General features: G+C 65.9%; 12 protein-coding genes. 2 read left to right on the top strand and 10 right to left on the bottom strand.

Features of this window, described 5'->3' with window-relative positions; genetic code table 11:
* Positions 1-18: 18 nt before the first annotated feature.
* Genes AC07VL_RS12680 through AC07VL_RS12670 form a run of 3 tightly spaced genes read right to left on the bottom strand, consistent with a single transcriptional unit; the run spans position 19 to position 3,493 of the window.
* Complete coding sequence (locus AC07VL_RS12680) at positions 19-1,464, bottom strand: efflux transporter outer membrane subunit (protein WP_494806172.1); 1,446 nt, start codon at positions 1,462-1,464, stop codon at positions 19-21.
* 23 nt (positions 1,465-1,487) lie between these two features.
* Positions 1,488-3,062 carry a DHA2 family efflux MFS transporter permease subunit gene (locus AC07VL_RS12675; protein ID WP_494806171.1) on the bottom strand — a complete coding sequence of 525 codons (1,575 nt, stop codon included), beginning with the start codon at positions 3,060-3,062 and terminating at the stop codon, positions 1,488-1,490.
* The gene (locus tag AC07VL_RS12670) at positions 3,059-3,493 is read right to left on the bottom strand and encodes a MarR family winged helix-turn-helix transcriptional regulator (RefSeq protein ID WP_494806170.1); all 435 of its coding nucleotides are present in this window, start codon (positions 3,491-3,493) and stop codon (positions 3,059-3,061) included. The genes AC07VL_RS12675 and AC07VL_RS12670 overlap by 4 nt, the downstream gene beginning before the upstream one ends.
* Before the next feature lie 128 nt (positions 3,494-3,621).
* On the opposite strand from AC07VL_RS12670, the gene AC07VL_RS12665 reads away from it, so the two are divergent.
* Complete coding sequence (locus AC07VL_RS12665; RefSeq protein WP_494806169.1) at positions 3,622-4,152, top strand: SRPBCC family protein; 531 nt, start codon at positions 3,622-3,624, stop codon at positions 4,150-4,152.
* A gap of 204 nt (positions 4,153-4,356) precedes the next feature.
* Here AC07VL_RS12665 and AC07VL_RS12660 read toward each other — a convergent pair whose 3' ends face one another.
* From AC07VL_RS12660 to AC07VL_RS12645, 4 genes are all read right to left on the bottom strand, one after another.
* Entirely contained in the window at positions 4,357-4,707 is a 351-nt protein-coding gene (locus AC07VL_RS12660; RefSeq protein WP_494806168.1) for a VOC family protein, read from the bottom strand.
* A gap of 32 nt (positions 4,708-4,739) precedes the next feature.
* The gene (locus AC07VL_RS12655) at positions 4,740-5,024 is read right to left on the bottom strand and encodes a hypothetical protein (RefSeq protein ID WP_494806167.1); all 285 of its coding nucleotides are present in this window, start codon (positions 5,022-5,024) and stop codon (positions 4,740-4,742) included.
* 107 nt (positions 5,025-5,131) lie between these two features.
* The gene (locus AC07VL_RS12650) at positions 5,132-5,641 is read right to left on the bottom strand and encodes a hypothetical protein (protein WP_494806166.1); all 510 of its coding nucleotides are present in this window, start codon (positions 5,639-5,641) and stop codon (positions 5,132-5,134) included.
* Positions 5,638-6,543, bottom strand: coding sequence for an alpha/beta hydrolase (locus AC07VL_RS12645; protein ID WP_494806165.1), 906 nt, complete (start codon positions 6,541-6,543; stop codon positions 5,638-5,640). The genes AC07VL_RS12650 and AC07VL_RS12645 overlap by 4 nt, the downstream gene beginning before the upstream one ends.
* Before the next feature lie 199 nt (positions 6,544-6,742).
* Between AC07VL_RS12645 and AC07VL_RS12640 the strand changes: the two genes are divergently transcribed.
* Positions 6,743-9,934, top strand: a complete 3,192-nt coding sequence (locus AC07VL_RS12640) for a PAS domain-containing protein (RefSeq protein WP_494806164.1) — start codon at positions 6,743-6,745, stop codon at positions 9,932-9,934.
* On the opposite strand, the gene AC07VL_RS12635 is transcribed toward AC07VL_RS12640, so the two are convergent.
* The 3 genes from AC07VL_RS12635 to AC07VL_RS12625 are packed head-to-tail and all read right to left on the bottom strand — an operon-like array spanning position 9,931 to position 14,896.
* Positions 9,931-12,825: a hybrid sensor histidine kinase/response regulator gene (locus AC07VL_RS12635; protein ID WP_494806163.1), complete on the bottom strand. Its 2,895-nt coding sequence runs from the start codon at positions 12,823-12,825 to the stop codon at positions 9,931-9,933. The genes AC07VL_RS12640 and AC07VL_RS12635 overlap by 4 nt on opposite strands.
* A gap of 5 nt (positions 12,826-12,830) precedes the next feature.
* Positions 12,831-14,021 (bottom strand): hybrid sensor histidine kinase/response regulator, encoded by a 1,191-nt coding sequence (locus tag AC07VL_RS12630; protein WP_494806162.1) that lies wholly within the window; start codon positions 14,019-14,021, stop codon positions 12,831-12,833.
* Positions 14,018-14,896: a CheR family methyltransferase gene (locus AC07VL_RS12625; protein ID WP_494806161.1), complete on the bottom strand. Its 879-nt coding sequence runs from the start codon at positions 14,894-14,896 to the stop codon at positions 14,018-14,020. The genes AC07VL_RS12630 and AC07VL_RS12625 overlap by 4 nt, the downstream gene beginning before the upstream one ends.
* Positions 14,897-14,903: the final 7 nt, after the last annotated feature.

Genomic DNA, 14,903 nt, shown 5'->3' with positions numbered 1-14,903 from the left:
GTGTTCCGTAATCGATTGTTATTGTTTGGTGGTGTTGGTGCTGGCTGTGGCGGCAAAATCGCTGCTGCCCCGGTAGCCGCCGCCCAGCGCCACGTTCAGGTTGATTTCCGCGTTCTGGCGCTGGTTTTGCAGCTGCATGCCCAGGTCGACCTGGCCGCGCATGGTCATTTCCGCGTTGAGCTGGGTGGCGCGGTCGGCCAGTCCCTGTTTCAGGCGGGCATTCGCGTTGCGCAGCTGCGCTTCGCTGGCGCGCAGGTTGTCCTCCTGCAGGCGCAGCTGGTTTTCCACGCCCTGCACCCTGGCGCCCGCCTGCGCGACGTCGCGCACGACATTGAAGACGTTCTGGTTGTAGTCGGCGATCAGCGCGTTGCGCTCGCTGCGCGCGCCGGCCAGCTGCGCCTGCAGGCGGCCGCTGTCGAACAGGGGGAGCGAGAGCGCCGGGCCGATGAACAGGGTGCGGCTGCCGGACTCGAGCAGCTTGCCCAGCTTTATCGCATCGAGGCCGAACGACGCGCCCAGGTCGATATCGGGGTAGAACGCCGCCTGCGCCGCCTCGATCCTGCTCATGGACGCCTGCACCCGCCAGCGGGCCGCCTGCAAGTCGGGCCGGCGCGCCAGCAATTCCATGCCCAGCTTGCCGGGCAGGGCGTGCGGCAGCGCTTGCGCCTGCTTGGGCTGCAGGTTGGCCAGGGCCGAGGCATCCGCACCGAGCAGGGCGCGCAGGGCTTCGCGCTCCGTGACGATCTGCGTTTCCAGCAGGGCGATCTGCTGCTGCAGCAGGCTCAAACGCGTTTGCGCGGACAAATGGTCGTCGCTCACGCCCAGGCCGTTGGCGATGCGCTTTTCCTTGTCCAGCACCAGTTGCTGCTGCAGGGCGACCAGCGCACGCAGGTTGTCCATGCGGGCCCAGCCGCTTTGCATGCTGAAGTAGTGCCGGGCGACCTCGGCGGCCAGCATCTGCTCCGCCATCGCGTATTCGGCGCGGCGGGCGTTGACTTCACCCAGGCTGGCCGCGATCTGCGCCTTGTGCCGGCCCCACCAGTCCAGGTCGTAATGGGCTTGCACGCCCACGGTGACTTCATTGTAGTAATTGCCGCCGATGGGGGCGGGCAGCAGGCCATTGCCCGAATAGCGCTGGCGGTTGGCATTCGCGCCCAGGTCCACCCGGGGACCGCGCTCCGCATGCTGGGCGTCGAACGCGGACAGGGCCGAGCCGATGCGGGCGTTGGCCACGTCCAGGTTCGGGCTGCCCGACAGGGCCTTGTCGATCAGCTGGTCCAGCTGGCTGTCCTGGAACTGGCGCCACCACTGGGCGGCGGGCCAGCCTTCGCTGGCCAGGTGGATGTCGGCCGCCAGCTGGACGGTGGCCAGGTCTTGCTGCGGCAACTGTTGCGTGTCGGGCGGGATGCTGGCGCAGCCGGCCAGCGCCAGGCTCAGGACCAGGGTGGTAAGCGAGGTTTTCATGTTGTTTTCTTTTAGCATCACGGTTATTCCATGGCCGCGTGGTCGACCACGACGGGCGCATTCTTTTGCGGGGGTTTGATCAGGAGCAAGAGCGGCAGCACGAGGATGGTCAGCCACATCATCAGCCAGAAGTCGTCGAGGTAGGCGATCATCGACGCCTGCCGCGTGATTTCGCCATTCAGCGCCGCCATGCCCGTGCCCGTCCCCAGGTTGTAGACGCTGGCAATGGCGGGGTCGTGCAGGGCCGGGTTGGCGATGGTGATGTGTTCCGTCAGGGACGCATGGGCGATCTGCGTATTGCGCACCAGCAAGGTCTGCACGAGGGCGATGCCGATGCTGCTGCCGATATTGCGCACCAGGCTGTAGATGGCCGTGCCTTCCGCCCGCATCTGCGGCGACAGGGTGGCGAACGTGGCCGCGCTCAGGGGCACGAAGACGAGGCCCAGGCCGATGCCCTGGATGATGCCGTTCCACACGACCGTCTTCGGCACCAGGTCCAGGGTGAAATTGGCCATTTGCCACAGCGAGAACGCGGTAATCGAAAAGCCCGTGCCCAGCAGGATGCGCGTATCGATCTTGCCCGTGAGCCTGCCGACGATCAGCATGGCCAGCATCGTGCCCAGGCCGCTGGGCGCCGTCACCAGGCCGGCGATGGCCGCCGGGTAATTCATCAAGCCTTGCAGCATCGACGGCGTCAGCGCGCGCGTGGCGAACAGCACCATGCCGACGATGAAGATGAACAGCAGGCCGCTCACATAGTTTGAGTTCTTCAGCAGGCGGTAGTCGAGGAAGGACTTGCCGGCCGGGCGCAGGGCCGTGTGGGCGATGAAGTAGCACAAGCTCATGGCCAGCACGATGGCTTCGATCCACGTTTCCGTGGAAGAAAACCAGTCGTTCTGCTCGCCCCGGTCCAGCAGCATCTGCAGCGCGCCGATGGACAGGCTCAGGGTGGCGAAGCCGAACATGTCAAAGCTCATGCGGCGGTTCGGCGGGTCCTTGCGGATGTAGCGCCAGATGCCGTAGAAGGCCATGGCGCCGATGGGGATGTTGATGAAGAAGACCCAGCGCCAGCTGTAGCTGTCCGTCAGCCAGCCGCCCAGGGTCGGCCCCAGGATGGGACCGATCATCACGCCCATGCCCCAGATGGCCATGGCCGAGCCGTGTTTCTCGCGCGGGTTGATGTCGAGCAAGACCGCCTGCGACAGGGGCACGAGGGCCGCGCCGAACACGCCCTGCAGCAGACGGGCGGCGACGATCTCGGACAGGGTGCCCGACAGGCCGCACAGCACGGAAGCGATGGTGAAGCCGGCCACGGAGACGAGGAAGGTGTTTTTCTGACCGTAGCGGTCGCACAGCCAGCCCGTCAGCGGCGTGGCGATGGCGGCGGCGACGATGAAGGAGGTCAGGACCCAGGTGATCTGGTCCTGCGAGGCGGACAGGCTGCCCTGCATGTGGGGCAGGGCGACGTTGGCGATGGTGCCGTCGAGCGCCTGGATGATGGTGGCGAGCATGATGGAAATCGTGATCATGCGCCGGTTCAGGGTCGGGTCCTGTGAAGCGGGCAGCGCCGGTGCGGCGCTGGCTGTGGCCGAACTCATGCGGATTTCTCCGTCGCCGCCTGCAAGGCTTCCAGCAGTTCCGTGGCGGCCCGCAGTTGATCGGGATCTATGCCCTGCAATAGCTCCTTGCGGAAACCGTCCGCTTCCTTGCGCACCGTGTCATACACCTGCAGGCCAGCTTCCGTCAGCACGACGAGTTTCACGCGGCGGTCCGTTTCCGACGGCTGGCGCAGCACGAAGCCCGATTTCACGAGCCGGTCCAGCATCGACACCATGGTGGGGTTTTCCACGCCCAGCTGGTGCGCCAGTTCGCTTTGCGACGGCGGCTGCGGCGACTTGGCGATCATGGCGATGGCCATCCAGCTGGCCTGGCCCAGGTCCAGCTCCTTCAGGCGCCGGTCGATGGCATGGCGCCAGCCGCGCGCCGTCTTGTGGAGCGCGGCGGAAAAGCGCTCTTCGATAGAAATCATAAGGTGAGTCGTCTAATGGTTAGGTGTCGAACTATTATTTTAGCATGCTGTTTTGAAACTCGTACAGGCCTTCCTGTTTGCCGGCCGCACTGGTACATTAGGCGGGTCCACCCACAACAGGAGAACGTATGAGCACAGCGGAACAGAAGCAGGCAGGACAGCACCGGGACGGCAGCGACTTCGTCATCACGCACACCTTCGACGCGCCGCGCGAACTGGTGTTCCAGTCCTGGGTCGAACCGGAGCGCCTGGCCCAGTGGTGGGGTCCCGTGGGCTTCGAATTGAGCGTGCTGGCGCTGGACTTGCGCCCGGGCGGCGTCTTCCACTACGGCATGCGCGCCGACAATGGCTACGAGATGTGGGGCAAGTTCACCTACCAGCAGATCGAGGCGCCGGAAAAGATCGTCTCCATCCTGTCGTTTGCCGACAAGCAGGGCAACCCCGTGCAGCACCCCGTCAGCGCCACCTGGCCTTTGGAATCGTTCAATACCATGACCTTGACGGAGGAAAACGGCAAGACGACGATGACCCTGCGTTCCACGCCGCACAAGGCCAGCGATGAGCAGCATGAGACGTTCAAGCAGGGGTTTGAGTCGATGAAGGAGGGGTTCAAGGCCACGTTCGGCCAGCTGGCGCAGTACTTGGCCCGCGTGCAATAGTTTTTTGGCGGAGCTGCTTGTTTAACAACGGCGGGCCGGAGTCGCGGGCCTGAGAAAATGTCCAGGGCTGCGTTGCTTGGGCTCGCCGTACATGCGTACTGTCTTCGCCCGCGCGCCTTGCCTTGGGCATTTTTCAGGCCCGCTGGGCCCGGGGAGCCTGGGTTGAGGGCCTGGGCCTACTCGTCTCGGCCTTCTTATCTGTGTCTATGTGTGCGAGAGAATATTAATGAGCTTGCCGAAAGGGTCGCGCACGTAGAAGCGCCTGACGCCCCAGGGTTCATCGGCAGGGCCATATTCGATGGCAAAGCCTGCAGCAGACATGCGTGTCCATGCGCCATCCACGTCATCGACTTCGATCGACAGGTCAGGCACGGCCGTGTTCGAGCCGCCTTGCGTCGCGAAGCTCAGCTGAACGTCCATCGTGGCGTGCAAACCATACGTTCTGATCCAGCCATGGTCCATCAGCAGGTCCAGGCCTAATATGTCTTGATAGAAAGACCGGGCCAGTTCCAGATCCGGCGCGGAAAAATTGGCGACTATTCGCTTGACCTGCATATCGTTCCTCCATGCCTTGCCCGGCTTGTCATCTACCGTTTAAAGATCGCGCGCAAGGACGTTATCAAGGGGCCGAACGAAGGCCATACCTGCGTTCCCTTCGCTGGCTGCCAGAATCCTCCTGCCGTGGGATCGGCTGGTGAGCTTTCCGGTGGATCAATTATCAGGTAGAAAATAGGACCGGCGATAGGTATGAGGGTAAACATCAGACATGCAGCACTGACCAGCCAATGATAGCGTTGCGAAAAAATCCGCTTCCAGGCAAAACCTGTCGTCAGCAATGAAATGAGGACCAGAAAAAAAGCGCTGAGATTCATACTTTTCCTTATCGGAAGGCGTGCCTTGCGTAGCACCTCCATGCAGAATATACAACAAGCCGTCAGCGGCCGACCTTTCCCGCTTTCGCGCGGCTATTGTCCGGCAACTAGCTGGTTTCCCGCTCCGCATCGCGTTCGCGGCAGCTCAAGGACGCATAGTGCGCCTTGGGAAGCCTGTTCTTGATCGCCACCTCGCGCAGTTCATGCGCCAGATCAACGTTGTCGGTCAGGGTGCAGTGATTGGCCTGGGCAAACTTTTCCAGGTTTTGCGTGCTGCCTTGCACCTTCACCGTCACACCCAAGCCAGGGCTGACGCAGCAGCCTATGTATCGGGTGATGTACTCCTCTTCGATCAGCACCAGCTCGTGGCCCAGGAAGGGGGCCGGTTTCTGCAGCAGATAGTAGTCGGTGTAGTCGAAGCGCTGGTCGGGCCTTGTGCGCAGCAGGCCCGCCTGCATGTAGGCCTGGATGGCTTTGCCGGACGTGCCCGTGCGTTCGCTCGTGCCGTGCTTGAGCCGCATCGCATGCCTCAAGCCGCTTTCGAGTGAGGCCATATCGGTGGCGAAGGCGAGGGCGGAAGAGGCGGCAAGCAGGGTGAAGACGGCCGCATGTCTCATTGCGACTCCATGCCCAGCATCTGCCGGATCACGGGCAAGATCACCCGCCACGCGTTCGAGCTTGCCGCGATCTCGTCGTAGTGGCTGGCGCCGGGCAGGATCAGCACTTCCGCCTGGTCGCCGGCCAGCTTCGCCCTGGCCGCGTAGTCATGCGCGACGCGGGGCGGGGAGATGGTGTCGAACTCTCCCGTGGCCAGCACGGTGCGGCTGCCGTTGGGCATCAGGTCGGCCGCGTTGGTATCGCTGTAGATGTCGGGACGCTGCGGGCTGGCGCTGCCTGCCAGTTGCGCGATGTCGCGCTCGCAGCTGCTCTTGATCAAGGCTTGCTCGTGGCGCAGGTCGGCCAGGCCGCCCAGGCTCAGGATATTCTTCACCGGCAGGAAGGTGTCGCGGTACAGGGGGCTGGTCTTCGGCAGCTTGTCGCGGCCGGCAATCCATTGCACCAGCTGTCCGCCGGCCGAATGACCCATGGCGACGATGCGGCCCGTGTCGAGCTGGTACTGGCTGGCGTGCTGCTGCAGGCTGCCCAGCGCCGCGTGCATGTCCTCGTAAGTGCCGGGATAGCCGCCGCCTTCCTCGTCCACGCGGCGGTACTCCACATTCCACACGGCAATGCCTTGCGCCACCAGGGCGCCGGCCACGCTGCGCATCTGCCGGATGCCGCCGAACGCCACCGTCCAGCAGCCGCCATGCACCAGCACGACGACGGGGAACGGTCCGCTGCCTTCCGGCCGGAACAGCTGCGCATACTGCGACGGCGCGGCGCCATACGCGATCTGCGCCGTGGGCGCGGGGCCGTCGAGGGCCAGGTAGTCGTCCAGGCTCATGGGAGTGGCGACGGCGCCGTGGGGCAGGGCGAGCAGGGCGGCGGCAATCAGGGAGGACGGCAGGGACATGGTCATGACGGTTTGTGCTTGAGGAAAGAACAATACTCTAGCATAGGCCGGCCCGTCTTTCGGCGCCGGGGTGCCCCGACGTGCCCCTGGCCGTCGCCACCGTCGCGCCGGCGACGTCCGCAGGCAAAACACCGTTCTGTTTTCCGCCATGAAAAGCGTTGCCACATGGTATATTCCGGGCATTAGTTATCCGCTTATCGACACGGTGCACGCAAACAACATCATCACATTGCTGGACGCCGAGCATAGCGCACTGGGAAGTATCGCGGCCGGTGTCGATCTGGCGCATGCCCTGGAACATCTGCTGCTGGCGCTGGAGGCGCAGTCCGATGCGCCCATGCACGCCTGCCTCGTCCTGATCGACGATGCCGACCGCTTTTGCGGCCTGTGCGCGCCGACCCTGCCGCAAGACCTGTGCCTGGCCCTGCGCCATGGCGGCGACCAGTCTTCACCGTTCAGTGCCGCCGCCTTTGCCGGCGCGCCCGTGTATTGCGGCGACATCACGCGCGAGCCGCAATGGAGCGCGGGGCGCAAGGAAGCCGTGCTGCACGGCTACCGCGCCTGCTGGGTCGCTCCCGTGTTCGGTGCCAAAGGCCACATCCTCGGCGTGCTGGGGCTGCTGTTCCAGGCCCCGTGCCATCCCACCCAGCCCGAGATCGACCTGCTGGCGCTGGCCGCGCGCGTGGCCGCCCACGTCATCGAGCGGGCCCAGCTGGAAAAGAGCCTGCACGACAGCCGCGAGCACTTTCACTACGCCGTGGAACTCAACACGCAAGTGCTGTGGACGGCCGACGTCGACGGCAAGCTCGACTACGTGGCGCAGCGCTGGCGCGAATGGACGGGCGGCAGCGGCCTGGGCACGGCCTGGCTGGAAGCCATCCACCCGGACGATATCGCCCATGCGCTTGCCGCCTGGAGCGAATCGGTGGGCAGCGGCCAGCCTTTCGACGCGGAAATGCGCGTGCGGCGCCAGGGCGGGCAGTACCGCTGGGTGCATACACGCGCCTACTGCCGGCAGGACGAATTCGGCAAGCCCCTGAAATGGTATGGCTCGTGCGAGGACATCGACGAGCACTGGCAGGCGCGCAACGCCTTGCTCGACAGCGAGGCGCAGTTCCGCTCGCTGGCCTCGACCATGCCCAACCAGGCCTGGCTGGCGCACGGCAGCGGCGCCACCTACTGGGTCAACGAGCAGGTCTGTGCCTACACGGGCCAGTCCATGAAGTCGCTCGTCTCGAGCGGCTTTCGCCACTGCGTGCATGCGGACGACCTGCTGGCCACGCAGAAAAGCTGGGAACAGGCCGTCGCCACGGCCAGCGCCTACGAATACGAGTTCCGCATGCGCCGCGCCGACGGCCAGTACCGCTGGTTCCTGGCGCGCGCCTTGCCCCTGTTCGACGAGACGGGCAAGGTGCTGCGCTGGGTCGGCACGAATACGGACGTGCAGGAACAGAAGAACGTGCTGGAAAAGATGGCCTACCTGAATTCCTCGCTGGAAGTGGAAATGGCCAACCGCACGGCCGACCGCGACCGCATGTGGCGGCTGTCGACGGACATCATGCTGGTGGCCGATCTGAGCGGCATGATCATCGCCGTCAATCCCGCCTGGACGGGCATCCTGGACCGGCCGGAAATCGAATCGCTGGGCATGGATTTCATCAGCCTCGTGCATCCCGACGACCGCATGGCGGCGCTGAAGGACCTGTCGCGCCTGGCCCATGGCGCGCCCACCCTGCGCATGGAAAACCGCTACCGGCGCCGCGATGGCGGCTACCGCTGGATTTCCTGGACGGCCGTGCCGGCGCAAAAGCTGATCCACGCCATCGGCCGCGATGTCACGGACGAGAAGGAGGCGCGGCTGGCGCTGGTGCGCAGCGAGCAAGCCCTGCTGCAGGCGCAGAAGCTGGAATCGATCGGCAAGCTGACGGGCGGCGTGGCCCACGACTTCAACAACGTGCTGCAAATCATTTCCGGCAACTTGCAGCTGCTGAAACTGACGGTGGCCGACAATCCGCAGGCCGCCAGGCGCCTCGATTCGGCCGCTTCGGCCGTGGAGCGGGGCGCCAAGCTGTCCTCGCAGCTGCTGGCCTTCGCGCGGCGGCAGCCCTTGAAGCCGCTGGTGACGGACCTGGGGCGTTTGCTGCGCCGCATGCACGAGCTGATACGCCGCGCGCTCGGTGAAGATATCTTTGAGGAAACTTTCATCAGCGACGGCCTGTGGCATACGCTCGTCGACCCGAACCAGATGGAAAACGTGCTGCTGAACATGGCCATCAATGCGCGCGACGCGATGGACAAGGGCGGCCGCCTGACGTTCACCTTGAGCAATGTCACGCTCGACGCCGCCTATGCCAGCCTGCATGCCGACGTGCTGGCGGGCCAGTATGTGCTGCTGACCATCACGGACACGGGGCACGGCATGGAGCGCGACGTGATCGACCAGATCTTCGAGCCGTTCTTCACCACCAAGCGCGAGGGCGAGGGCACGGGCCTGGGCCTGTCCATGGCGTACGGCTTCATCCGCCAGAGCGCAGGCCACATCAAGGTGCACAGCGCGCCGGGCGCCGGCACGACCTTCAAGATCTACCTGCCACGTTCGCTGGAAAAGCTGGCGGAACCGCCGCCGGGCCTGTCCGGGCCCGTGCTGGGCGGCGGCGAGACCATTCTCGTGGTGGAAGACGATGCCCCCGTGCAGCACACGGTGGTCGACATGCTGCGCGGCCTGGGCTACGACGTGCTGCATGCGGACGACGGCGCCTCGGCCCTGGCCCTGCTGCGCACGGGCGTGGCCGTCGACCTGCTATTTACGGACGTCGTCATGCCCGGCCCCGTCAGCAGCAAGGAGCTGGCGCAGCAGGCCCGGCTGCTGCTGCCGGAGCTGGCCGTGCTGTACACCTCGGGCTACACGCACAACGCCATCATGCAGGGCGGGCGGCTGGACCCGGGTGTCGAACTGCTGAGCAAGCCCTACCAGCGCGAAGACCTGGCGCGGCGCCTGCGCCACCTGCTGGCCGACCGCCGCCTGGTGGGCGCGCCCGACCCGTCGGGGCGGCGCATCCTGCTGGTGGAAGACAACGACGACGCGCGTGAAATGACCACCGAGATGCTCAACATGCTGGGCCATACCGTGCATGGCGTGGCCAGCGCGGAAGCGGCCATGCCGTTGCTGGCCATGCCGGGCCTGGACGTGCTGGTGACGGACATCAGCCTGCCCACCATGTCCGGCCTGGAACTGGCGCGCCATGCGCGCGAGCACTGGCCGCAGCTGGACGTGGTGTTTGCCTCCGGGCACGACTGGGGCGCCAGCCTGATGCAGGATGCCAGCGCGCGCTTCCTGCGCAAGCCGTTTGGCCTGGAAGAGCTGGCCAAGGCCCTGAAGGCGCGCCAGCCCGACTAGCCGGCGGCGGGACCCGGCGCCAGCAGCGCCTGCTGCAACTGCTCCAGGGTAAATGGTTTCACGAGGAAACGCGCCCGCGGGTCGCTGACGCCGGAATTGGCGGGCGCGTGGCCCGTGGAAAACACCACTTCCAGCTGCGGATGGTCGCGCGCGGCGATGCCGGCCAGTTCCGCGCCCGACATGTGCGGCAGGCTGATATCGGTCAGCAGCAGCTGCAGCCCCGGCGTGCCCAGCAGGGGCAGCGCTTCCTCGGCCGTGCCCACGGCCTGCACCGCGTGCCCCAGCATGGCCAGCAGTTCCGCCGTCATGGCGCGCGCATCGTCATTGTCTTCCACCAGCAGGATGTGGCGCGCGTCCCGGCGCGGGGCCGGCTGCGGCGCCAGCTGTGCGCGGTAGCGGTGCAGCGACGTCACGTGCCGGCCGTTGGCCAGCAGGTGGCGGATGCGCCGCGCCAGGTCTTCGCGCCGGTACGGCTTGCTGAGCAGCTCGACGCCCGGCTCCAGGCGGCCGCCCTGCATCATGGCGTCCTGCGTGTAGCCCGAGGTAAACAGCACGGCCAGCTGCGGCAGCAGCAGCCGGGCCTGGCGCGCCAGTTCCGTGCTGGCGACCTTGCCAGGCATCACCACGTCCGTAAACAGCAGGTCGATGGGCACGCCGCTGCTGACGATGTTGAGCGCGCTTTCACCATCGCTGGCGCGCAGCACGAAATAGCCGAGGCCACGCAGCATGTCGACCACCGTCGTCTGCACCTGCACGTCGTCTTCCACGACGAGGATGGTTTCCTTGCCGCCCAGCACAGGGCCGTCCAGTTGCAGGGGCAGCTCCGTTTCCGCTTCAAGCGAGCGCGGCAGGTAGATGCGGAAGGTGCTGCCGTGGCCGGGCACGCTGTCCACCTTCAGGTGGCCGCCGCTCTGGCGCAGGAAGCCGTAGGCCATGCTCAAGCCCAGGCCCGTGCCTTCGCCTTCCTTCTTCGTCGTGAAGAATGGCTCGAAAATCTTGTCCAGCAGCTCGGCCGGAATGCCCGTGCCCGTGTCCGAGATGGCCAGCTGCACGTAGTCGCCGGGCACCACGTCCGCATGGCGGGCGGCATAGGCGGCATCGAGCACGATATTGCCCAGTTCGATGGTCAGCTGGCCCTGGCCGGCCATGGCGTCGCGCGCATTGATGGCCAGGTTGAGGATGACGTTTTCCAGTTGGTGCGGGTCGACCAGGGCGCGCCAGCTGTCATCGGCCAGCAGCAGCCGCGTCTCGATGGTTTCGCCCGTGGCGCGCCGCAGCAGGTCTTCCGTGGCGCGCAGCAGGTGGGCCAGGTCCGTCACCAGCGGTTTCAGCGGTTGACGCCGCGCAAAGGCCAGCAGCTGGGCCGACAGTTTCGCGCCCCGCTCGACGGCGGCCGTGGAGCTGGCGATGCGCTTGGCGGCCACGGGATCGTCGCCCAGCGTCATCTGCAGCAGCTGCAGGTTGCCTGAGATAATCTGCAATACATTGTTGAAGTCATGCGCCACGCCGCCCGTCAGCTTGCCCAGCGCTTCGAGCTTTTGCGACTGCAGCAGGGCCATCTCGCTGTGGCGCAGGGATTCCTGCATGCGGCGCAAGCTGCTTTCCGCCTCCTTTTCCAGGGTGACGTGGCGGCCCGTGGCGAAGATCAGGTCGCCTTCGGCCGCCGCCACCCAGGACAGCCAGCGATGGCCGCCATCGCGGTGGCGGTAGCGGTTTTCAAAGCTGGGCATGGCTTCCTGGCCCAGCTGGGCCATCTGGGCCAGCGCCTGGCGCGTGGCGGGGGCATCCTCGGGCAGGACGAAGTCATACACGCTGCGGCCCAGCATTTCCTCGGGCAGCCAGCCGAGTACGCTCGTCGCGGCGGGGTTGACGGCGGCAAAGCAGTGGTCGCGGTCGATGGCCAGCATCAGGTCCTGCGCGCTGCGCCACAGCCGTTCGCGTTCGCTGTTGCGCGCCGCCAGGTCCGCTTCCAGCTTCTTTTCCACGGTGATGTCGCGCGCGCTGCAATACACCTTGTCGCCTTCGGGCACGGCCACCCACGACAGCCAGTGCCAGCCGCCCTGCTTGTGGCGGTAGCGGTTCTCGAAGCGCAGCGCGGGCTGGCCCTGCTGGGCCGCGTCCCAGGCCGCATAGGTGCGCGGCAAGTCGTCGGGGTGGATCAGTTCCAGGAAGCGCGTCGTGCGGATTTCCTCTTCCGACCAGCCCAGCGTGGCTTGCCAGGCGGGATTCGAGTGCTCGAAATAGCCGTCCAGGCTGAGCACGCCCAGCAGGTCGGGGCTGACGCTCCAGGTGCGGCCGAATTCGCGCGTGCGTTCGGCCACCTGCCGCTCCATGCTGGCACTGAGCAGGCGCAGCCGCTCTTCCGCCTGGGCCCGCAGGATGGTCGACCAGACCCGCTCCGACACTTGCACGGCCAGTTCGATCTCGTCCGCATGCCACAGGCGCGCGGCGCGGCTGTGCACGACGAACAGGGCCGCCAGCTGGCCGTCCTTGGCGATGGGAATGTTCAGGAAGGCGCGGATGCCCAGCCGCGCAAACGTGGCCAGCGCGGCCGGCATGGCCGTGCGCGGGTCGCTGGCGACGTCGCTGACGGCCAGCGCGTGGCCGCCGGCAAGCGTATCGGCCAGGCCGGCCGCATAGTCGCCGAGGAAATACTCGCCCGCCGCGCCCGGCGCCATGCCATCGCTCCACGCGTGCTGCAGGGTGGGGCAGTGCAGGGTCTGGGCAATGTCGAAACAGGCCACCTGCTGCGCCCCCAGGCGCTGGCCCAGCAGCTGTGCCGACAGGGCGAGGATGTCGCCCGTCTCGTGCAGCCGGCGCAGGCGCCGCTCCAGCTGCAGCAAAAAGGCCACGCCGCTGGTGCCCGTGTTTTTGCCGTGCTCGCTTGCCATGGCGCTCAGCTCCCGGCCAGCGGCAGGGTGACGCTGAACAGGGCGCCGTTGCCGGGCTGGCTTTGCAGGGTGATGGCGCCGCCGTGCGCGTCCACCAGCTGCTTGGTGATGAACAGGCCCAGGCCCAGGCCGCCCGTGCGGTCCTGGTGCATGACGCGCTCGAAGGCGTCGAAGATGCGCTCCTGGTCGCGCGCATTGATGCCGATGCCGTGGTCGCGCACTTCGATGACGGCGCTGTTCTGCGTATGGCCCAGGCTGATTTCCACGGGCTGGCCCTGGCCATAGCGCACGGCATTGCTGATCAGGTTGACGACGATCTGCTCGACGCGGAAGGCGTCCCAGTAGCCATTGATCGGTTCGAAGGCCAGCACTTCGAGCACGCTGCCCGTGGTGGCCGCATATGGCGCCAGGTCGTCGGCCACCCTGCGCACCAGGCTCGTCAGGTCGACGGCTTCGCGGCGGATGGACAGCTTGCCGCTGCTGATGCGCGACACGTCGAGCATGTCGTCGATCAGGCGCACCATGCTGCGGATCTGCCGGCCGTCGCGCGCCACCATCTTGTTCAGCTTGTCCGGCTCGAAGGCGGCCAGGTTGCCCCGCTCGAGGTTGACGGTGCGCATCTGCGTCTCCAGGAACAGGGTATTCAACGGCGTGCGCAGCTCGTGCGCCACCATGGACATGAATTCATCGCGCAGGCGCAGCGAACGCTGCAGCTCGGCCTGGGTGGCGCGCAGCTCCTTGAGCAGCGCTTCCTGCTGCTGGCGGCTGTATTCCAGCGCCTGCACCTGGCGCCGCGTCTCGCTGCGCTGCTGGTGCAGGGCGACGAAGACGTTGACCTTGCTTTGCACGGCATTGATGTCGAGCGGCTTGTGCAGGAAATCGACGGCGCCGCTTTCATAGCCCTGGAAGGCGAAATTCATTTCCTTGCCGGCCGCCGTGACGAAGACGATGGGGATGTGGCGCGTCTTTTCCGTGCCGCGCATCAATTGCGCCAGCTCAAAGCCATCCATTTCCGGCATTTGCACGTCGAGGATGGCCAGCGCGAAATCGTGCTCCAGCAGCAAGGCCAGCGCTTCCTCGCCGGACGAGGCCTGGTAGACGCTGCGGTCGCTCTCGCGGATCAGCGCATTGAGCGCGCGCAAGTTTTCCGGCAAGTCGTCGACGATGAGGAGTTTGGTACTGGTTTCATTGATCATGTTTCATTCCTGGCAAAACCTTGCCGTCCAGCGTAATGGGAAGCGGCGGGCGATGGCGCACGCTTGCGGTAGAGTTTTTCCGGTCCCGGCAACGCTTCGAAGTCGCCGGCCAGGCGCGTAAACTGCACGCTTTCCTTGCTGCCCAACCCCAGGAAACCCCGGTGGCACAGCGAGTCGTGGAACAGCGCCAGGGCCCGTTCCTGCAAGGTTTTATTGAAGTAAATCAGCACGTTACGGCAGCAAATCAATTGGGTTTCGACAAAGACGCTGTCCGTGGCCAGGCTGTGGTCGGCAAAATTGATCCTGGCCAGCAGGCGCGCGTCGAAGCGCGCGGTGGCATGCTCGACCGTGTAGTACGCGTCCAGCCGCTCCAGTCCCCCCGCGGCCCGGTAATTGGCCCCGTATTCGTCCAGCCGGTGCAGCGGATACACGCCGGCCGCCGCCGTGGCCAGCGCCTGCGGATTGATGTCCGTGGCATAGATGCGGCAGCGCTCCAGCAAGCCTTCCTCGTGCAGCATGATGGCCAGCGACAGCGCCTCTTCGCCCGTGCAGCAGCCGGCCACCCAGATGGTGGGCGACGGGTAGGTCTTCAGCACGGGCACGACGTGCTCGCGCAGGGCGAGGAAAAAGGCCGGGTCGCGGAACATTTGCGTGACGGGCACGGTCAAAATCTGCAGCAGTTCGCCAAAGGCGGCCGGGTCGTCCAGCACCATCTGCTGCAGGGCGGCCAGGCTGGCGCAGTGGAAGCGCTCGATGGCGTGGTTCAGGCGGCGCCGCTGCGAGGGCAGGGTGTAGTCGCGGAAATCGTAGCTGTAGCGCTGATAGATGGCTTCCATCAGCGCCTGCAGCTGCGCGTCCGTGTAGCGCGTGGGCATCAGCGAC

The organism is Janthinobacterium sp. GW821-FHT03C08 (assembly GCF_059420905.1).
The sequence above is the reverse complement of the archived record's forward strand: the minus strand, read 5'-3'. Positions and strand labels throughout refer to the sequence as shown.